The following is a 20327-nucleotide window of genomic DNA, read 5'->3' on the forward strand; positions in this document are numbered from 1 at the left end:
ATATTATATTTTTTTAAATTTTATAAGAATTGTTTTATTTTTTAAACTTTTAATGCAAACCAAAAAGTACTTCCCAATCCTAAATTGCTTTCTACACCAACACTTCCATTCTGTGCTTCAATAAACTCTTTGCTAATCGCTAAACCTAATCCCGTTCCAGATTTCTGACTTCCCGGAACTTGAAAATATTTATCAAAAACTCGGTCTTTATATCGTGCATCAATTCCTTTTCCGGTATCAATAACCTGAAATACGATTTGATTGTTTTCTTTTTCAGTTTGATGTGGATCATACTTTTTTCAGATGAATATCGAATCGCATTCGATAAATAATTAATCAAAACCCAGCCTGTTTTTTCGCTGTCGGCTTTTACCTCGGTTAGGTTTTCATCGGCATGAACAATTAACTGAATCTGTTTTTGGTCGGCTTGAACTTTTACTGCTTCAACCGCATAATTTACAATTTCATGCGGATTACTTTTTTCGATATTAAGCTGAATATTTCCAGTTTCCAATTGCGATAAATTCAGTAATTCGCCTGTAATTTTCAAGAGTCGCTGACTGTCATCTTTTATGCTTTCAACCAATTGTTTCTGATCGTCGTTCATATCGCCTGTCTTAGCATTTTCAAGCAATTGAAGACTTAATTTTATAGACGCAATAGGTGTTTTTAATTCGTGTGAAACTGTCGCAATAAAATTGGTTTTGGCAAAATCCAATTCTTTAAAAAGCGTAATATTTCGCAGAATAATTACATCGCCAATATTGATTTCCTTTTCTTCTCCCGTTGGAACTATGGTAATGTTCAGAATTTCTTTTTCGAAATAACTTTCCTTTCCATGAGCAAAGATTTTAAGCGGTTGTTTTTTAGGAATATCTGAATCTTCTTTTAAAATCAAAGAGCGAATCAAATCATTTGACAAAGCCAGTTCTGAAGCCGATTTTCCAATAACATCTTCTAACTTCAGACCAATAATTTTTAATGCTTCATCATTGGCAAACAAAACAATATTTTCATTATCCAAACCAATAATTGGATCATTCATATTATTGATAAGCGTTTCGAGACGTTTCTTTTCAAAAAAGAGTTTATATAAATTACTGTCGTTATATTCCTGAAGTTTCTGCGCCATCGTATTGAACGATTTTGCCAAATCGCCAAACTCGCTGTGACTCGTAAAATGAACTCTTTCAGAATAATTTTTATTAGCAATTTCTCTGATACTCAGTGTTAATTCTTTTATAGGGTTTGCAATATTATTTGGCAGATTAACCAGTAAATTAAAAGCAATCAAAAAGCATAAACTTCCCACAATAGCAATCCATAAATTAGCATTTTCGGCGGTGAGTTTTGCAATGTCACTTTTCTGTTTTATCGCATCGAGATTAAGCTTCATAATCGCAAAAATGTCTTTCCGAATTTGTGTTTTTATGGCTTCATTAGCGCCATTTTGTTCTAAAAGAGTGAAACTTTTTTCAAGATTCGCCGTAGCTTCTTTTTCTCCGGGTTCGGTAACATTTTGAGTTTGTTTTTCAAGATATTCTTTGAAAACATGAATCTTGTTGTCATCATTCATTTTGATTTCATCCAAAGACAAAATCATATTTCGGGAATATTCCAGCGTATTATAATTTGCTTTTAGAATATTCTCTGTATCTGCTTTTATCAAAAAACAGAATATCCGCTAACCAGCGAAAGTATAATGATCATTAAAAATAACAATCCAACACCCAGATTCAATTTGGTTTTAATTCTCATTTTATAAAACATTTAGTTTTTTTGAACCATATAAGTTATGTAAGGAAATATTAGAGTTGCTTTTTTAACCGCAAAGAGCGCTAAGGTTTCGCAAAGCACGCAAGGATTAGATGAAAAACTTTGCGCCCTTGCGACTTTGCGAGCAAAAACTCTAGCGAACTTTGCGTAAATCATTGTGCTCTTTGCGGTTAAACTTCAACGTCCCGTATTAAATGAACTTATATAACTTATATGGTTTAATATTTTTTCATGATAGTATAACAAGATCAACATTTGACAGAGACAATTTGTTCAGCAAACGTCTGAAAATTGTTGTAGACAAAATTACTTTAAACAAATTAAAATGCGGTTTCCCGATGCACACCGTTGTAATTTGTTTTTCTTCTACCGTTTTCAAAATAGCATCCGTAATATTTGAATTTTCTAATTTAATAACTTCCGCACCCAATTGCACAGCGAGTTTAAAGTTATTAATTAAATGTCTTTGTTTGTCAAGTGCAATTCTATTACTACTTTCTTTTGGCGTTTCGACATACAAAACATACCAGGAACCATTATAATAACTCGCTAAACGTGCTTACTTTTCTAATTATAATTTTGGCTGTTTTCTCGTTGCCGCTAATGCAAGCCAATAATTTTTCATGCCGTAAAGCATGCAGATTCGGAACTTCACTTTCTACTTTTCGAACCACCTGACTCGCTACTTCTTTCAACGCCAATTCGCGCAATTGAAGAATCTGTTCCGATTTAAAAAGTTCGCTAAAGCGGTCTGAATTTTATCTGCCGTATAAATTTTTCCTTCCTTTAAACGAGCAATCAAATCTTCAGAAGTCAAATCGATATTCACGACTTCATCCGCCAATCGTAAAACATTATCGGGAATTCGTTCCTGAACATCAATATTCGTAATTCGTTTTACATCTTCATTTAAACTTTCAATATGCTGAATATTAACCGCCGAAATTACATTAATTCCTGCATCGAGAATTTCCAGAACATCCTGCCAGCGTTTTTCGTTTTTACTTCCTTCAATATTGGTATGCGCCAATTCATCAACAATAACAACTTCCGGACGAAGATTAATAATTGCTTGTACATCAAGTTCTTCAAGCTGTTTTCCTTTATAAAAAATTGTTCGCCTTGGAATAATAGGAAGGCCAGCTAATAATTCATGTGTTTCCTTTCGCATATGCGTTTCGATGTAGCCGATTTTTACATCGATTCCGTTTTTCAATAACGAATGCGCTTCCTGAAGCATACGAAAAGTTTTGCCCACACCGGCACTCATTCCAATGTAGATTTTAAATTTCCCTTTCCGTGATTTCTGAATCAAATCCAGAAAATGCTGTGCGTTGTTTTCGTTTTCCATTTTTTTGTTTTGCCACGAAGGCGCTAAGACACTAAGTTTTTTTAGCCACAGATTTCACAGATTAAAAGGATTCTTTGTGTTTGCCACGAATTACACGAATTGCACAAATTTTTATTTTAAAAATGGCATAAACGTTAAAGTAATTAATTCGTGAAAATTTGTGCAATTCGTGGCAAACACAAAGAATCCTTTTAATCTGTGTAATCTGTGGCAAAAAATATTTTCTAGAAACTAATTGCCAGCGAAGTTGTTACAAACGTATTCGTATCCGTTGGCTGATTGTTTTTTGTGAAAATTTCATCTTTACTTGATAGATTTCTCGCTTCAACTCTAAACATAACATTATCCGTAACTAAGTAATCAAAGTTAGCTGAAAATCCGTAAGTTTTAAATCCGTTTGGTGTTTCAGTTGAGATTATTACACCTTTTTCGTCGCTGTAATATTCACCTCGTGTTGCAAGCTGAATTTTATCAGTTGGCTTGTATTGCAGAATTACAACAGGCGAAAACCAAACATCATATTTATCGCTTCCTTTAGCCGATTGCTGAGAACCAATATCAAATCCAGTTGTCAGATTTACTTTTTCGGCTACTTTAAATTGTCCATAGAAATTATTAAAGTAACGCCATTTTTTATCAATATCCGTCTGTTCGTTTCCAACATAAGTGCTCCAGTTCAAAACAACCCGATCAGATGGTTTGTACGTAACTTGCGTTCCAAAAGCAGGCGTTTGATTTCCATCAATTTTCTGAATTCTCTGCCAGCCGTTCAAATACATTCCGGCCAAATACCATTTTCCAGAATCAGAAGTATAACCAATTTTTACTCCCGCTTCATAATAAGGCGAGTTCTCCGCCAAAATGCTTCGGGTTAAATTGGCGCAATCTTTTCCAATCGCACTTTCAAAACCAATATGCGAAGGCATAATTCCCGCATCAATCCATAAATCATGTTTTTGCGAAATCTTTACGCCAACATTCGCTTCATAAACATTTTGCAAAAGACCTTGTTCAGCCGACATATTATATTGCGGATAAGTTCCAGCCATCAAAGCAAAATTTCCACGAACATTTTCTGTCGAATAATTCACTTTTGCCATTCCCAAATTCAGGTTCACTTCATTGCTTTTATTATAACTGTAAAAAAAGTTTGGACGAGTATGATTTTCCGGTTTCCCAAAATCATAACTATAATAAACGTCTACATATCCTGAAAACGTAAACGGACTTTTAGATGCTGACTGTGCGTGTAAATTGCTATAACCAAAAGTGATTAAAGCGGTAAGTATTATTTTTTTCATTTTGTTAGTCATTGCGAGGAACGAAGCAATCTCGTCCTCGTTATTAAATTATTAAGTAGATTTTTTAGGAGCTATTTCCCGCTATCCGTTTCAATCTTTTGCTTTTTAAAGAAAAAAGTAAAAGGATTTCCACTACTATCGGGGCTAGGACATTTGGGGTAAAAAGGCGTTTTAGTATTATATAGGTTTTATATCCTAACAGGTTTCCAAAACCTGTTAGGTATTTCATTTAAGTTTTAGTTTTTCGATTCCAGTTACCGTTCTGTTTGTCATTTCGACGTAAGGAGAAATCTTCGTTGCTAAATCGACACAGATTGATATTCTTTGCGGAGCTTCTTGCGAAGATTTCTCCTTACGTCGAAATGACAAGAATACGCGAGTAAAACCTCTGAACCTTTATTTCAACTGATCAAGAGCCACATTCAATTCCAAAACATTGACCGTTTCAGGCCCAACAACAGCCGTATTAATTTTAGATTCCACCAAAGCTTTTACTTTAGCTTCATCCAGTTTTCGTTCTTTAGCAATTCGTTTCACCTGAATCAAAGCGCCTTGAGGAGAAATATTCGGATCTAAACCACTTCCCGAAGCGGTTACCATATCAGACGGAATATCAGATTTTTTCAAGTAAGGATGAACTAATAAAAGCGTATCAATCCTTTTTTGAACCAAAGCCAGATAATCAGCATTGCTTGGGCCTTTGTTGCTTCCGGCACTTCCCGCGCTGTTGTAATCTACAGATGAAGGTCTTCCCCAGAAATAATTCGACTTATCGAATTTTTGACCGATTTTTTGATAGCCAACAACTTTTCCGTTAACCGAAATAGTTTCTCCTTTTCCTTGATTTGGAGCGAGCTGACCTATCCCGTAAATAGCTAAAGGGTAGATAACGATGAATAACAATAGTAATGCTACTGTAAGTTTTATGAGTGAGAATATATTTTTCATTTTTTTGCTTTTAGAGGTTCTAAGGGACTAAGGCTCTGAGGGACTAAGTAAAAAAACTTAGCATCTTAGTATCTCAGTACCTTAGCAACTTTTTTTACATGAAGAGAGTAACGATTATATCAATTATTTTGATTCCGATAAAGGGAACAATAATTCCTCCTAAACCATAAATCAAAAGGTTTCTTTTTAAGATGGCACTAGCTCCAATAGGTCGATAATCAACACCTTTTAGCGCAAGCGGAATCAATATCGGAATGATAATCGCATTAAAAATAACAGCCGATAAAATCGCACTTTCAGGACTATGCAAATGCATGATATTTAAACCTTGCAACGCTGGAATTGCTGTAATAAATAAGGCAGGAACAATAGCGAAATATTTAGCAACGTCATTGGCAATTGAGAAAGTCGTCAAAGTTCCACGAGTCATTAAAAGCTGTTTTCCAATTTCTACAATCTCTATTAGTTTCGTTGGATCATTGTCAAGGTCGACCATGTTTCCAGCTTCTTTTGCGACTTGAGTTCCACTGTTCATGGCAACTCCAACGTTGGCTTGTGCAAGGGCAGGAGCGTCATTTGTTCCGTCACCCATCATGGCAACCAAACGTCCTTCTGCTTGTTCTTTTCGGATGTAGTTCATTTTATCTTCTGGTTTTGCTTCAGCAATAAAATCATCAACACCAGCTTTTTCGGCAATAAATTTAGCAGTCAACGGATTATCTCCTGTGACCATAACCGTTTTGATTCCCATTCGGCGTAAGCGTTCAAAACGTTCTTTCATTCCGGTTTTGATAATATCCTGAAGTTCGATAACACCTTGAATTTCGTTGTTTTTTATTACTACTAAAGGCGTTCCTCCATTAGAAGAAATAGAAATTACTTGCTGTGCTGTATCTTCTGGAAAAGAATTTCCAGCTTGTTGTGCAATATTCCTTGCGAGCATCTTGTGCGCCTTTACGAATGTTTGTTCCATCTTTTAAAATAACACCTGATGTTCTGGTTTCAGCAGTAAATTTGATAGTTTGTGAAATTTCAGAAGTGTTTTTCAAAGCACTTGCTTTAGTATCACTTTTTACATCGATAGATTCACTTAATTCCAAAATACTTTTCCCTTCAGGCGTATCATCGGCAAGAGAACTCAATACAGCCGATTTCACAAAATCATCAAAAGAGATTCCTTTTGTTGGATAAAAATTCGTTGCTTTTCTGTTTCCAATTGTAATCGTTCCTGTTTTATCCAAAAGCAAAACATCAATATCTCCGGCAGTTTCAACCGCTTTCCCTGATTTTGTAATTACGTTGGCACGTAAAGCTCTGTCCATTCCCGCAATTCCGATAGCAGATAATAAACCTCCAATTGTGGTTGGAATTAAACAGACAAAAAGCGAAATAAAAGCGACAATCGTAATTGGTGCATTAGCATAATCTGCGAAAGATTTTAAGGTTACACAGACAATGATGAAGATTAAAGTGAAAGCGGCTAACAGAATTGTTAAAGCAATTTCGTTTGGTGTTTTTTGACGGCTCGCACCTTCAACCAAAGCAATCATTTTATCTAAGAAACTTTCGCCAGGTTCAGAAGTTACTCGTACTTTTATTTTATCTGAAAGTACTTTTGTTCCTCCTGTAACTGATGATTTGTCACCGCCTGCTTCACGAATCACGGGAGCACTTTCTCCTGTAATCGCACTTTCGTCAATTGTAGCGAGCCCTTCAATAATCTCTCCATCCGCGACAATTAAATCACCTGCTTCACAAATGAAAATATCGTCTTTTTTTAATGTTGAAGAACTTACGTTTTTGATTTCTCCGTTTGGAAGAATCTGTCTTGCCGGAGTTTCTTCACGGGTTTTTCTTAAACTGTCGGCTTGTGCTTTTCCTCTAGCTTCAGCAATGGCTTCGGCAAAATTTCCGAACAAAAGAGTAGCAAATAAAATAAGGAATACGACAATATTGTAAGCTAAGCTTCCCTGATCGGTTGCGCCCATTAAGATCGAAATGCAGACTGCAAACATAATGGCAGTTCCGATTTCTACGGTAAACATTACCGGATTTTTGATCATCAATTTTGGATTCAGCTTCACAAAAGACTGCACGAAGGCTTCTTTTACCTGCTGGCTCTCAAATAATGATGTGGATTTATTAGTTGTCATTTTCTTGTAAAAAGTTAAATGTTATTTGTAAAATGTTATGCGTAAAAAACATATAGGTTATAAAACATAGCCAGCGGTTTTAACCGCTGGGACGCAACGCATATCACAATCTGTGTCTCGGCAATCCGTTTCCAGTGGTTGAAACCACGGGCTATATTTAAAATAAGAATGAACAATTTGTTATTCAACTATGTGTTAGAAACTAGTTTCTTTTTATTCATCTTTTTTAGAAAAGAAAAAATATATGTTTCTATGTGTTTAAAATAATTTAAGCATTGAAAAATGAATTATTATTTTAGTGTAAAGTATTCTGCTAATGGACCTAAAGCTAATGCAGGAAAGAATGATAAAGCGACAATAATAGCGATCACGGCAAAAGTCATAATTCCGAAAATAGTTGTGTCAGTCTTAAGAGTTCCTGCACTTTCAGGAATGTATTTTTTATTGGCTAACAAACCTGCAATTGCAAGAGGCCCAATAATCGGAATGAAACGGCTCAACAATAAAACAATTCCAGTTGTGATATTCCAAAACGGATTATTATCTCCTAAACCTTCAAAACCAGAACCGTTGTTAGCGACGCTTGAAGTATATTCATATAACATCTCTGAGAAACCATGATTGCCTGGATTGTTTAGCCAGCCTGTTGCGTTTCCGCTGAACCAATAACCCATTGCAGTGTCATGTGCGGCAAAATAAGAAGCTAAAGCAGTTCCGGCTAAAATCAATAATGGGTGAATAATCGCGATAAAAGCGACAATTTTAACTTCCCGTGCTTCAATTTTCTTTCCTAAAAATTCAGGAGTTCGGCCAACCATTAAACCAGAGATAAATACGGCTAGAATAATAAAGATGTAAAAGTTGAGGTAACCGACACCACATCCGCCGTAAAAAGCATTTACCATCATGGCTAATAACTGCATTGCTCCAGAAATCGGCATAGAACTATCGTGCATACTATTTACAGATCCTGTAGAAATCACGGTTGTAGCAATACTCCAAAACCCTGAAATAGCTGGGCCAAACCGAACTTCTTTTCCTTCCATTGCTCCGGTTGATTGTGAAACTCCCATTTTTTCAATAGCAGGGTTTCCATTCATTTCGGCAGACATTGTCGGAATTACCAAGAGTAAGAATCCAACGGTCATTACACCAAAAATTACATACGATAATTTCCTTTTATTTAGGAAAAATCCAAGTGCAAAAATCATCGCAAATGGGACGATCAATTGTGCCCAAAGTTCAATTGCATTCGAGAGATATGTTGGGTTTTCTAAAGGATGTGCTGAGTTAGCTCCAAAAAATCCGCCTCCGTTTGTACCAATATGTTTGATTGCCACGAATGCAGTTGCTGGCCCGCGAGAAACTTCAACCTGATCACCTTGTAAAGTGGTAATAGTATCTTTTCCTTCAAAAGTCATAGGAGTTCCGCTAAAAACTAATGCAATGGCAACAATAGCAGAAAGAGGAAGCAAGATTCGAGTACAGCTTTTAACTAAATTAGTATAAAAATTCCCTAGTTTATCTGTAGTTCTTTCGCGCATTGCAGTAAAAACCATTACCGCGGCAGCCGATTCCGACACCAGCCGAAACGAATTGCAGGAACATTAAAACCATCTGAGACAGGTAAGAAACACCACTTTCGCCTGAATAATGTTGTAAATCGCAATTGACCAAAAATGAAATAGCAGTATTAAAAGCCAAATCGGGAGTCATTGACGGATTATTATCTGGATTTAAAGGCAAAGAGCCCTGAAAAAGCAAAACAAAGAAGCAGAGAAAGAACCAAAGCATATTGATGCTTAAAAGTGCTTTTAAGTGTTGTTTCCAGTTCATTTCTTCAGCTGGATTAATACCGCTGATTTTAAAAATAAATTTTTCAATTGGATTGAAAATGGGGTCAAGGATTGTTTTGTCTCCTAAGAAAACTTTGGCAATATATTTTCCGAATGGAATTGCCAGAACAATCGTCAAGAGAAAAACTCCTATAACACCTATTAATTCTGTATTCATATTTTATTTGTTAGAAATTATTTTATTTTTTGGCATTTATAAAAATAGAACCAGCACAATGAAGGTTAACGCCCAGACTGCGCACGCATATAATAATGGTGTATTTTTACTTTTATAATTTGACTTTTTCATTTTAGAATTTTTCAGGTTTGATTAATACGTAAATCAAATACACAAAAACGGCGATTGAAATAATAAATAGTGCTGTCATTATTTAGATTTTTTCAAAGAATTCAACTGATAAATAACAAATCGCAAACAGTAAAACTGCTAAAGCGAGAAGGAGGATGGTGATCATAATTTTATTTTAGATTTTAGATTTTTATCGATTAAACAATTAAACAGTTAACCGATTAAACTTTTTACACTCCTGAAGCATTAACCTGTTTGATATATTCTGCTTTAAGAGTTTGTGGAAAAAGATGTGAGATATTGCAGTGACGCATTTCCATAAAAGATGAAACGGAGAAAACATACACATTTGAAATGGCGTTTTTAGTTTCGATACTCCCTGTATTAAACAACCGTTCAGCAAGTGCTAAACATTTTTTAGCCCGAACGATATTGCCACAGATAATTGATTTTTTAGTAATCTCAGCAAAGCGTTCCGCTTGTTTATAGATTGAGGTAACTTGATTTTTCATGAGAAGGATTTTTTTAATGTTTTTTTCCTCTCTATGCCAAAATATGTTCCGAAAAAAGAAGTTAAGATGTAAAGTGTTGTAAATAAAAGGAATGTAGTTTTATGCCAAAAAAAGAGCATAAAAAAAGCCTATCAAAATGATAAGCTTTTATTGAAATGATAAGGTCGATTGCATTTCCTGCAAGGTTTTCAAAACCTTGTAGGATCACGGTTGTATATTATATTCTTCAATCTTTCGATACAAAGTTGCAATCCCAATTTCTAATAATCTAGCCGTTTCTGCTTTATTGCCTCTCGTATAATTTAAAACCTTTTGAATATGCAGTTTCTCAATACTCTGCATCGAAAAAGCCGACATTGGTTTTGAATTGTTTTCAGCCTGATGTTGCATTTCGTAAGGCAGAACATCTGCAGTCAAAATATCTCCATTACTCAAAATAACCGATCTTTCGATAACATTTTTAAGTTCACGAATATTTCCCGGCCAGGAATAATTTTCTAATTTCTGAAGAAAATCATCGCCAATCTGCAATGCTTTTTTATTCGTTTTTTCGGAAAACTGTTTAACGTAATAATTCGCCAAAAGTGGAATGTCTTTAATTCTTTCTCGTAAAGAAGGCAATTTAATTTCGAAAATATTTAAACGGAAATACAAATCAGAACGGAAACGATGTGCTTCACTTTCTTCTTTCAAATCGCGATTTGTAGCCGCAATTAATCTGAAATTTGATTTTTTTGGAGTCGTATCTCCAATGGGAATATATTCGCTGGTTTCTAAAACACGCAATAATTTAGCTTGAAGATCAATCGGCATTTCGCCAATTTCATCTAGAAACAAAGTTCCGCCATTCGCTTCTTCAATAAAACCTTTTTTATCTTTTAAAGCTCCGGTAAAAGCACCTTGTTTATGACCGAAAAGTTCACTCTCCAGAATTTCTTTACTGAAAGTACTGCAGTTTAAAGCCACAAAAGATTTTCCAACGCGATTGCTGTTTTCGTGAATTGCCTGTGCAAAAACTTCTTTTCCAGTTCCGGTTTCGCCAGTTAATAAAACAGTCGAATCAGTTTTGGCCACTTTTTGTGCAAGATCAATGACTTGTTCAATTCCTTTTGATTTACCTATAATAGTAGAAAAGGAATATTTATCATTGATTCGTTTTTCTAACTGCTGTACTTTTTTCTGCAATTGCACTTTTTCGACAGCTTTATAAAGAAGTGGAATAATTTTGTCGTTATCATCACCTTTTACAATATAATCAAAAGCACCGTTTCGCATGGCCTGAACGCCGTCGGGAATATTTCCGAAAGCAGTTAACAGAATTATTTCTGCCAGCGGAAAACTTCCTTTTATATTTTGAACAAAATCGACACCATTTCCGTCGGGCAGTTTTACATCACATAAAACAACATCAATTTCGGTTTGTTCCAGTTTTTTGAAACCCGATTTTAAATCCTTCGATTCAAAAACTTCAAATCCTTCCGATTTTATAATTCGTGCCAGCAGACTTCTCAGTTTTTCTTCGTCGTCTATAATTAAAATTTTGTGTGTCATTTGCAGATAAGCTAAAACCGAATTTAGTATTTTGATGTACAAATTTAGGTTTAAAATCTGTTCGCTTTTTTGAATCTGCAGAAATTATTTTTAGGATAATAATAAGTTTTAAAATATTCTTTTGGAAAAGAAATGTACTTTTAAAGCAGAAAATGAACCACTAAAATTTATGTCAAAACGAATTCTCCTTATAGTAGCTATCGTAATTTTCGGAAGCTTTAAAAGTTTTTCAAATGGAATTGTTGAAAAAGATTCTTCGAAACCGAAAACCATTTCATTCAAAATAAAACTAAAATCGGCAGATAAAATCAAAATTGCCGTTTCTCCTTTAAAATATAATAAACATTTTGCCTACAGTTTCACGCTCGATGACGGTTACAGGTCTGCTTATTTGACGGCTTTCCCATTATTGAATGGAGGAAAAATAAGCAATTCTAATATAAATGAATGGAAAATCGATCAAGGTGGAGATGGGACAACTTCAAAAGGTCTTTTTTATTCGGATGGAATGGGAAATAAAATTCCATTTAAACTCGCATTAGCCATCAACGGCGGATCAATTCGTGCTTTGCCAGAAAATCGTGGGCACCTTTCATGGGCTGAGGTAAATGAAATTTATAATGCCGGTTGGGATATTTTGAACCACGGATTTCATCACGCTACCAAACACGGGACTAATTATTTGACGGAAGTAACTGAAAATGTATCTTCGATTAAACAAAATCTAGATTTCACAATGTCGCATTTTGTGGTTCCTGGCGGAGAAGGTGATGAAAAATATTATTTGGAATATGAAAAAGACGCTCTTAATAATGAACATTTTTCGGTAGCGTCTTATTATGGTGTCGGACCAGTTTTTAAAGTTGATTCAAAAGTAGATTTAGATAAAATGATTTCTGCCCGAACTTTTGTTCAAAGTTCAAAAGATACAACCAGTTTTAAAACAATGGACCGTTTTTTGAAAACTGTAGATTCGATTGTAAAACAACCAAATTCAATTTGGTTCAACGAATTTACGCACGGAACAGGAAATTCAAATCTGTGGAATTTAAGCATGCGTTTTCCAGATTTCAAGTATTATATGACAACACTAGCCGATAAATATGGCGAAAAAGGAAACGATTCCATCTGGATGGCACCGTGGCAGGAAGTTTACGAATATATTTGGTTAAGAGATAGAATTAAAGTCGATTTTCAGCAGAAAAACAAAGAAGTAATTGTGACGATTCAGCTTCCAGAAATTCCCCAAAATTTTAGAAATCGAGCTGTTTCGTTAAACATAAAAACAAAATCTAAATTTGAAATAGAGTCGACTAAAGATTTAAAGATTAAAAATGATGGTCAAACAAATCATAAACTAATTTTGTTACAATTGTAGCGGTGATATTTGTAGTTACAAATATTATAATTCTCTTAACAGAAGAAAGCAAAACGCATTCATATAAATGACTTAATTTTGCATTTTAGCCTTAATTTATATGAAAAAACCAATTTCAGTCTCAATATTAGAACTTGCAATTATCAACCAAGATAGCAACGCAACAAAAACATTTCAAAAAACAAAAGACATTGCACAATTAGCCGACAGATTAGGATACAAAAGAATTTGGTTGGCAGAACATCACAATATGGCACACGTTGCCAGTACGGCAACTGTAGTTTTAATTGGATATGTGGCAAGTCAAACAGAAAATATCCGCGTAGGTTCTGGTGGAATCATGTTGCCGAATCATTCGCCTTTAGTAGTAGCTGAACAATTCGGAACATTGGAAACGCTTTATCCAGGCCGAATTGATTTAGGTTTAGGAAGAGCACCAGGAACAGATCAACCAACCGCCGAAGCAATCAGAAAAGACTTTTTTGAGCAGGCACAGCGCTTTCCGCAAAACGTAAGCAAACTCCAAGAGTATTTTTCAAGCGAAAATGCGACAGGAAAAGTCCGTGCATTTCCAGCCGAGGGATTAAAAGTCCCAATTTGGATTTTAGGATCCAGCATGGAAAGTGCGGCTCTAGCGGCGACTTATGGTTTGCCTTATGCCTTTGCTGGACATTTTGCTCCAAAACTCATGATTCAGGCATTTGAGTTCTATCGTGAAAACTTTCAGTCTTCCGAGTTTTTGGATAAACCCAAAACAATGGCATGTGTAAATGTAATAGCGACTGACACAAATGAAGAAGCAGAACTATTGTCTACAAGTTTGTACCAAATGTTTTTAAATTTAATTAGAAACGATCGTAAAGGATTGCAACCACCAGTTCCATCACTCGACGATATTATGAATGAGGCAGAACGTTATCATGTCAATCAAATGACAGCAGGAACATTTACAGGAAACAAAGAACAATTAATTGTTGATTTGAAAAAATTTGTCAATTATGCCCAAATTGATGAACTTATGGTTACAAGTCCAATATATGATCATCAGGCAAAACTAAGAAGTATTCAAATAACAAAAGAAGTGATAGAGAGTCTGAATTAAAAACGACACATATATACTATATATAAGTAGGTACAAAAACATACTATAATATATAGGTACCAATTTCTTCGCAACCCGCCAGTTTTCCAAAACCTGTCGGGTTTGTTTTTTATACATATATATGTATGCACAGTTTGAATTGGGTCCCAATCTTCCGTAGAGGCGCACAGCAGTGCGTCTTATGCACATGGTTGACATACATATTAATATATTAACAGACTGCTTAGTGTTTTTTTTAAGACAGAGCGAATTTGGAATTTCAGTATTGCAGTCTTGATATATATAAGGAGCTGATCCCGCTATCCGCTCCAATCTTTTGTGCCGAACCCCGGCACAAAAGGATTTCCGCCGCTATCGGGGCTATGGCATAGGTTTTCAGAAGAAGAATCAGGGATAAAAGGGATAAAACTTGGCGTCTTGGCGTCTTTGTGGCATAAAACCGGCTGATGAAAACTTAATATCTCTTCAGAAAATTATCAAAAAAGCTGAAAACCCATCAAAAACGGAATCCTAAAAGAGGCAGAAACTGCCGAAACCGCGCATAAAACAAGAAAATTCCTGCATGGGATCAAAAAAATACGAAATGCAAGTTGTATGTTATCAGCGAGTTAGGAGAAAAATAAAAAAAAGACCGAAAAAACATTTGGAAAAGCCTTGCACAACTGGAAAAAGGTGCTACTTTTGCACCCGCAACAGCGAAAACGTTCACAGAAATACTGGCAGGCAATACGGACCAAGCGGGAAGAGATTCCTGAAAAAAGTTCAAAAAAAGCTTGCAGGTTTTGAAAAAGCGTTCTACATTTGCACCCCGCAAAACACGGAAAGTTCCTTGAGAGATTGAAAGAAAAATGAGAAAATGGAAGCGAAAAAAAAGTTTCAAAATTTTTCAAGTTTTTCTTGCGAGAAACAAAAAGAAGTTTTAGTTTTGCACCCGCTTTGAGAGACAAGCGGAATACAAGAAATTACGTTCGTAGACATATTGAATTGACAGCCGTTCCGATGAGAATCGGAACAAACAGAATAAGAGTAACGGAATCGGAAGATCCGAATATAACCACTAGATAAGCGTCGAATATACATTATTAAAATATACGATGAAGAGTTTGATCCTGGCTCAGGATGAACGCTAGCGGCAGGCTTAACACATGCAAGTCGAGGGGTAGAAGTCTTCGGATTTTGAGACCGGCGCACGGGTGCGTAACGCGTATGCAATCTGCCTTCCACAGAGGGATAGCCCAGAGAAATTTGGATTAATACCTCATAGCATCGTTTTCCGGCATCGGGAAGCGATTAAAGTCACAACGGTGGAAGATGAGCATGCGTCCCATTAGCTAGTTGGCAAGGTAACGGCTTACCAAGGCGACGATGGGTAGGGGTCCTGAGAGGGAGATCCCCCACACTGGTACTGAGACACGGACCAGACTCCTACGGGAGGCGACAGTGAGGAATATTGGTCAATGGGCGCAAGCCTGAACCAGCCATGCCGCGTGCAGGATGACGGTCCTATGGATTGTAAACTGCTTTTGTACGGGAAGAAACACTCCTACGTGTAGGAGCTTGACGGTACCGTAAGAATAAGGATCGGCTAACTCCGTGCCAGCAGTACGCGGTAATACGGAGGATCCAAGCGTTATCCGGAATCATTGGGTTTAAAGGGTCTGTAGGCGGTCTTGTAAGTCAGTGGTGAAAGCCCATCGCTCAACGGTGGAACGGCCATTGATACTGCAGGACTTGAATTACTGGGAAGCAACTAGAATATGTAGTGTAGCGGTGAAATGCTTAGAGATTACATGGAATACCAATTGCGAAGGCAGGTTGCTACCAGTGGATTGACGCTGATGGACGAAAGCGTGGGTAGCGAACAGGATTAGATACCCTGGTAGTCCACGCCGTAAACGATGGATACTAGCTGTTGGGGGCGACCTCAGTGGCTAAGCGAAAGTGATAAGTATCCCACCTGGGGAGTACGAACGCAAGTTTGAAACTCAAAGGAATTGACGGGGGCCCGCACAAGCGGTGGAGCATGTGGTTTAATTCGATGATACGCGAGGAACCTTACCAAGGCTTAAATGCAGACTGACCGTTTTGGAAACAGAACTTTCGCAAGACAGTCTACAAGGTGCTCGCATGGTTGTCGTCAGCTCGTGCCGTGAGGTGTCAGGTTAAGTCCTATAACGAGCGCAACCCCTGTTGTTAGTTGCCAGCGAGTCATGTCGGGAACTCTAGCAAGACTGCCAGTGCAAACTGTGAGGAAGGTGGGGATGACGTCAAATCATCACGGCCCTTACGCCTTGGGCTACACACGTGCTACAATGGCCGGTACAGAGAGCGACCACCCCGCGAGGGGGAGCGAATCTACAAAGCCGGTCACAGTTCGGATCGGAGTCTGCAACTCGACTCCGTGAAGCTGGAATCGCTAGTAATCGGATATCAGCCATGATCCGGTGAATACGTTCCCGGGCCTTGTACACACCGCCCGTCAAGCCATGGAAGCTGGGGGTGCCTGAAGTCGGTGACCGCAAGGAGTCGCCTAGGGTAAAACTGGTAACTAGGGCTAAGTCGTAACAAGGTAGCCGTACCGGAAGGTGCGGCTGGAACACCTCCTTTCTAGAGCCTTAGTGTTGGTAGCAATACACGCTGAGGAAAAAAGATGCGGACCGGATGGTTTGGGATCCAAGACTGCGCTACTCTTGCTGTCGATTTAAAAAAAATGATAAAACTTAAGAAAAACAGAGTCTCGTAGCTCAGCTGGTTAGAGTACTACACTGATAATGTAGGGGTCGGCAGTTCGAGTCTGCCCGGGACTACTATTTGACTTGAGCAAAGGAAATTCTGGAAGCTGGGATTCGCCAAAAGAGATTAGAGAAGAATCAAGGGATCTAAAATCTGAATTCTAAAATCTGAGATTCAAAATGGGGGATTAGCTCAGCTGGCTAGAGCGCCTGCCTTGCACGCAGGAGGTCAACGGTTCGACTCCGTTATTCTCCACAATCCCGATGGATCGGGAAAAAGTTCATTGACATATTGAGATAAGAAAAATACAAAAAGTAGAAAGCGTTTCTGCCAGCGATGGCGGAAACAAAAAAACGGTCTCGTTTTGAAAACGAGATTGGTACAATAAGCAAAACAAGGGCGCATGGGGAATGCCTAGGCTCTCAGAGGCGAAGAAGGACGTGATAAGTCGCGAAAAGTCGCGGGGACTGGCACACACAGATCGATCCGCAGATATCCGAATGGGGCAACCCGCTATGCTGAAGGCATAGCACACCGATAGGTGGGCAAACCCGCTGAACTGAAACATCTAAGTAGGCGGAGGAGAAGAAAACAAAAGTGATTCCGTAAGTAGTGGCGAGCGAACGCGGATTAGCCCAAACCAGGCATGTTGCGGCATATCTGGGGTTGTAGGACCGCGACATTTCATGCACAAGGAACCGGAAGCTTCTGGAAAGGAGCGCCATAGAGGGTGACAGCCCCGTATGGGCAACGAGTGTAATGGATAGCGGTATCCTGAGTAGGGCGGGGCACGTGAAACCCTGTCTGAATTCGGCGGGACCATCCGCTAAGGCTAAATACTCCTGAGAGACCGATAGTGAACCAGTACCGTGAGGGAAAGGTGAAAAGAACCGTGAATAACGGAGTGAAATAGATCCTGAAACCATGCGCCTACAAGCGGTCGGAGCCCTTAAGTGGGGTGACGGCGTGCCTTTTGCATAATGAGCCTACGAGTTAACGTTGCCGGCAAGGATAAGTGGTTAAGCCATGGATCCGCGGCGAAAGCGAGTCTGAATAGGGCGCTTTAGTCGGCAGTGTTAGACGCGAAACCGTGTGATCTACCCATGGGCAGGTTGAAGCTGTGGTAACACACAGTGGAGGACCGAACCGGTTGACGTTGAAAAGTCTTCGGATGACCTGTGGGTAGGGGTGAAAGGCCAATCAAACTCGGAAATAGCTCGTACTCCCCGAAATGCATTTAGGTGCGGCGCTGATGATAGTTATATAGAGGTAGAGCTACTGATTGGATGCGGGGGCTTCACCGCCTACCAATTCCTGACAAACTCCGAATGCTATATAATGTTTCACAGCAGTGAGGGCTTGGGTGCTAAGGTCCAAGTCCGAGAGGGAAAGAACCCAGACCATCAGCTAAGGTCCCCAAATATATGCTAAGTTGAAAGAACGAGGTTTGTCTGCCCAGACAGCTAGGATGTTGGCTTGGAAGCGACCATTCATTTAAAGAGTGCGTAACAGCTCACTAGTCGAGCGGACGAGCATGGATAATAATCGGGCATAAGCATATTACCGAAGCTATGGATTTTGCGGCAATGCAAAGTGGTAGGGGAGCATTCCGACAGGGCTGAAGGTGTGTCGCAAGGCATGCTGGACCGGTCGGAAAAGAAAATGTAGGCATAAGTAACGATAATGCGGGCGAGAAACCCGCACACCGAAAAACTAAGGTTTCCACAGCTATGCTAATCAGCTGTGGGTTAGTCTGGTCCTAAGGCGAACCCGAAAGGGACAGTCGATGGCCGACGGGTTAATATTCCCGTACTACTAATTACTGTGATGGGGTGACGGAGTGATGAAAGCGCCGCGAACTGACGGAATAGTTCGTTGAAGTACCTAGCTATATTCTCTATAGGCAAATCCGTAGAGAATGGTGAAATACGATAGTACTCGGAGTCTTCGGACAAAGAGATAGTGCGCCTAAGGGCTTCCAAGAAAAACCTCTAAACTTCAGGTAATTAGTACCAGTACCGCAAACCGACACAGGTAGTTGAGGAGAGAATCCTAAGGTGCTCGAGAGATTCATGGCTAAGGAATTAGGCAAAATAGACCTGTAACTTCGGGAGAAAGGTCGCCCCGCCCACGGCGGGGCCGCAGTGAAGAGGTCCAGGCGACTGTTTATCAAAAACACAGGGCTCTGCAAAATCGCAAGATGAAGTATAGGGCCTGACACCTGCCCGGTGCTGGAAGGTTAAGAGGAGATGTTATCTTCGGAGAAGCATTGAATTGAAGCCCCAGTAAACGGCGGCCGTAACTATAACGGTCCTAAGGTAGCGAAATTCCTTGTCGGGTAAGTTCCGACCTGCACGAATGGTGTAACGATCTGGACACTGTCTCAGCCATGAGCTCGGTGAAATTGTAGTAACGGTGAAGATGCCGTTTACCCGCAGTGGGACGAAAAGACCCTGTGCACCTTTACTATAGCTTAGTATTGACCTTGGATAAATGATGTGTAGGATAGGTTGGAGACTATGAGGCGGCGTCGCCAGGCGTTGTGGAGTCATTGTTGAAATACAACCCTTTGTTTATCTGAGGCCTAACCCCGCGGTCGCGGGGGACATTGCTTGGTGGGTAGTTTGACTGGGGTGGTCGCCTCCAAAAGAGTAACGGAGGCTTCTAAAGGTTCCCTCAGCACGCTTGGTAACCGTGCGCAGAGTGCAATGGCATAAGGGAGCTTGACTGAGAGACATACAGGTCGATCAGGTACGAAAGTAGAGCATAGTGATCCGGTGGTTCCGCATGGAAGGGCCATCGCTCAAAGGATAAAAGGTACGCCGGGGATAACAGGCTGATCTCCCCCAAGAGCTCATATCGACGGGGGGTTTGGCACCTCGATGTCGGCTCGTCACATCCTGGGGCTGGAGAAGGTCCCAAGGGTTGGGCTGTTCGCCCATTAAAGTGGCACGCGAGCTGGGTTCAGAACGTCGTGAGACAGTTCGGTCTCTATCTACTGCGGGCGTTAGAAATTTGAGTGGATCTGATTCTAGTACGAGAGGACCGAATTGGACCAACCTCTAGTGTATCTGTTGTCCCGCCAGGGGCACCGCAGAGTAGCTACGTTGGGAAGGGATAAGCGCTGAAAGCATATAAGCGCGAAACCCACCACAAGATGAGATTTCTTTTAAGGATCGTGGAAGATGACCACGTTGATAGGCTACAGATGTAAAGGCGACAATGTCACAGTCGAGTAGTACTAATAATCCGTAAGCTTATGTACATCCCTTTTCCCTCCGAGCAATCGGAGGGAGAGAACTTTCTATAATGGATATTGTTTCTTTGTCTCAGTATGTTAAGATATTAGCTCGCGCAAGAGCAGTGACTAGTAAAAA

General features: G+C 39.0%; 7 protein-coding genes, 2 tRNA genes, 2 rRNA genes and 4 pseudogenes. 6 read left to right on the forward strand and 9 right to left on the reverse strand.

Annotation, left to right across the window (positions count from 1 at the left end):
- Positions 1–41 precede the first annotated feature (41 nt).
- The 9 genes and pseudogenes from ACQ9BO_RS08535 to ACQ9BO_RS08575 all read right to left on the reverse strand — a co-directional run bounded on the left by ACQ9BO_RS08535 (position 42) and on the right by ACQ9BO_RS08575 (position 11737).
- Positions 42–1758: pseudogene (locus ACQ9BO_RS08535) on the reverse strand (ATP-binding protein).
- A 247-nt stretch (positions 1759–2005) separates the two neighbouring features.
- A pseudogene (locus ACQ9BO_RS08540) lies at positions 2006–3127 on the reverse strand (sensor protein KdpD).
- A gap of 224 nt (positions 3128–3351) precedes the next feature.
- The gene (locus ACQ9BO_RS08545) at positions 3352–4428 is read right to left on the reverse strand and encodes a porin (protein ID WP_431244354.1); all 1077 of its coding nucleotides are present in this window, start codon (positions 4426–4428) and stop codon (positions 3352–3354) included.
- A gap of 396 nt (positions 4429–4824) precedes the next feature.
- Positions 4825–5376 (reverse strand): K(+)-transporting ATPase subunit C, encoded by a 552-nt coding sequence (locus ACQ9BO_RS08550; RefSeq protein ID WP_431244355.1) that lies wholly within the window; start codon positions 5374–5376, stop codon positions 4825–4827.
- Between the two features lie 94 nt (positions 5377–5470).
- A pseudogene (gene kdpB, locus ACQ9BO_RS08555) lies at positions 5471–7529 on the reverse strand (potassium-transporting ATPase subunit KdpB).
- A gap of 290 nt (positions 7530–7819) precedes the next feature.
- Positions 7820–9542, reverse strand: a pseudogene (kdpA, locus tag ACQ9BO_RS08560) (potassium-transporting ATPase subunit KdpA).
- Positions 9543–9675: 133 nt separating this feature from the next.
- Positions 9676–9753 carry a K(+)-transporting ATPase subunit F gene (gene kdpF, locus ACQ9BO_RS08565; protein WP_073099479.1) on the reverse strand — a complete coding sequence of 26 codons (78 nt, stop codon included), beginning with the start codon at positions 9751–9753 and terminating at the stop codon, positions 9676–9678.
- Positions 9754–9904: 151 nt separating this feature from the next.
- Entirely contained in the window at positions 9905–10186 is a 282-nt protein-coding gene (locus ACQ9BO_RS08570) for a DUF7674 family protein (protein ID WP_431244356.1), read from the reverse strand.
- A 204-nt stretch (positions 10187–10390) separates the two neighbouring features.
- Positions 10391–11737 (reverse strand): sigma-54-dependent transcriptional regulator, encoded by a 1347-nt coding sequence (locus ACQ9BO_RS08575; protein WP_431244357.1) that lies wholly within the window; start codon positions 11735–11737, stop codon positions 10391–10393.
- Positions 11738–11906: 169 nt separating this feature from the next.
- Between ACQ9BO_RS08575 and ACQ9BO_RS08580 the strand changes: the two genes are divergently transcribed.
- The 6 genes from ACQ9BO_RS08580 to ACQ9BO_RS08605 all read left to right on the forward strand — a co-directional run bounded on the left by ACQ9BO_RS08580 (position 11907) and on the right by ACQ9BO_RS08605 (position 20215).
- Positions 11907–13115 carry a polysaccharide deacetylase family protein gene (locus ACQ9BO_RS08580; RefSeq protein ID WP_431244358.1) on the forward strand — a complete coding sequence of 403 codons (1209 nt, stop codon included), beginning with the start codon at positions 11907–11909 and terminating at the stop codon, positions 13113–13115.
- A 100-nt stretch (positions 13116–13215) separates the two neighbouring features.
- On the forward strand, positions 13216–14217 hold the full coding sequence (locus tag ACQ9BO_RS08585; protein ID WP_431244359.1) for an LLM class flavin-dependent oxidoreductase: 1002 nt from the start codon (positions 13216–13218) through the stop codon (positions 14215–14217).
- Between the two features lie 1091 nt (positions 14218–15308).
- A 16S ribosomal RNA gene (locus tag ACQ9BO_RS08590) occupies positions 15309–16824 on the forward strand.
- A 126-nt stretch (positions 16825–16950) separates the two neighbouring features.
- Positions 16951–17024 (forward strand) — tRNA-Ile (locus ACQ9BO_RS08595).
- Between the two features lie 107 nt (positions 17025–17131).
- Positions 17132–17205 (forward strand) — tRNA-Ala (locus ACQ9BO_RS08600).
- A 127-nt stretch (positions 17206–17332) separates the two neighbouring features.
- Positions 17333–20215: ribosomal RNA gene (locus ACQ9BO_RS08605) — 23S ribosomal RNA — on the forward strand.
- Together the 16S and 23S rRNA genes with 2 tRNA genes alongside form the textbook arrangement of a ribosomal RNA operon.
- The last annotated feature ends 112 nt before the right edge of the window (positions 20216–20327 follow it).

This window comes from Flavobacterium sp. P21 (genome assembly GCF_050632225.1).
Classification (GTDB): domain Bacteria; phylum Bacteroidota; class Bacteroidia; order Flavobacteriales; family Flavobacteriaceae; genus Flavobacterium.

What these genes read in the sequence shown, in the direction of transcription:
- kdpF (WP_073099479.1), bottom strand. Translation starts at nt 9,753, where the DNA reads ATGACAGCACTATTTATTATTTCAATCGCCGTTTTTGTGTATTTGATT.
- ACQ9BO_RS08545 (WP_431244354.1), bottom strand. Translation starts at nt 4,428, where the DNA reads ATGAAAAAAATAATACTTACCGCTTTAATCACTTTTGGTTATAGCAAT.
- ACQ9BO_RS08580 (WP_431244358.1), top strand. Translation starts at nt 11,907, where the DNA reads ATGTCAAAACGAATTCTCCTTATAGTAGCTATCGTAATTTTCGGAAGC.
- ACQ9BO_RS08570 (WP_431244356.1), bottom strand. Translation starts at nt 10,186, where the DNA reads ATGAAAAATCAAGTTACCTCAATCTATAAACAAGCGGAACGCTTTGCT.
- ACQ9BO_RS08550 (WP_431244355.1), bottom strand. Translation starts at nt 5,376, where the DNA reads ATGAAAAATATATTCTCACTCATAAAACTTACAGTAGCATTACTATTG.
- ACQ9BO_RS08575 (WP_431244357.1), bottom strand. Translation starts at nt 11,737, where the DNA reads ATGACACACAAAATTTTAATTATAGACGACGAAGAAAAACTGAGAAGT.
- ACQ9BO_RS08585 (WP_431244359.1), top strand. Translation starts at nt 13,216, where the DNA reads ATGAAAAAACCAATTTCAGTCTCAATATTAGAACTTGCAATTATCAAC.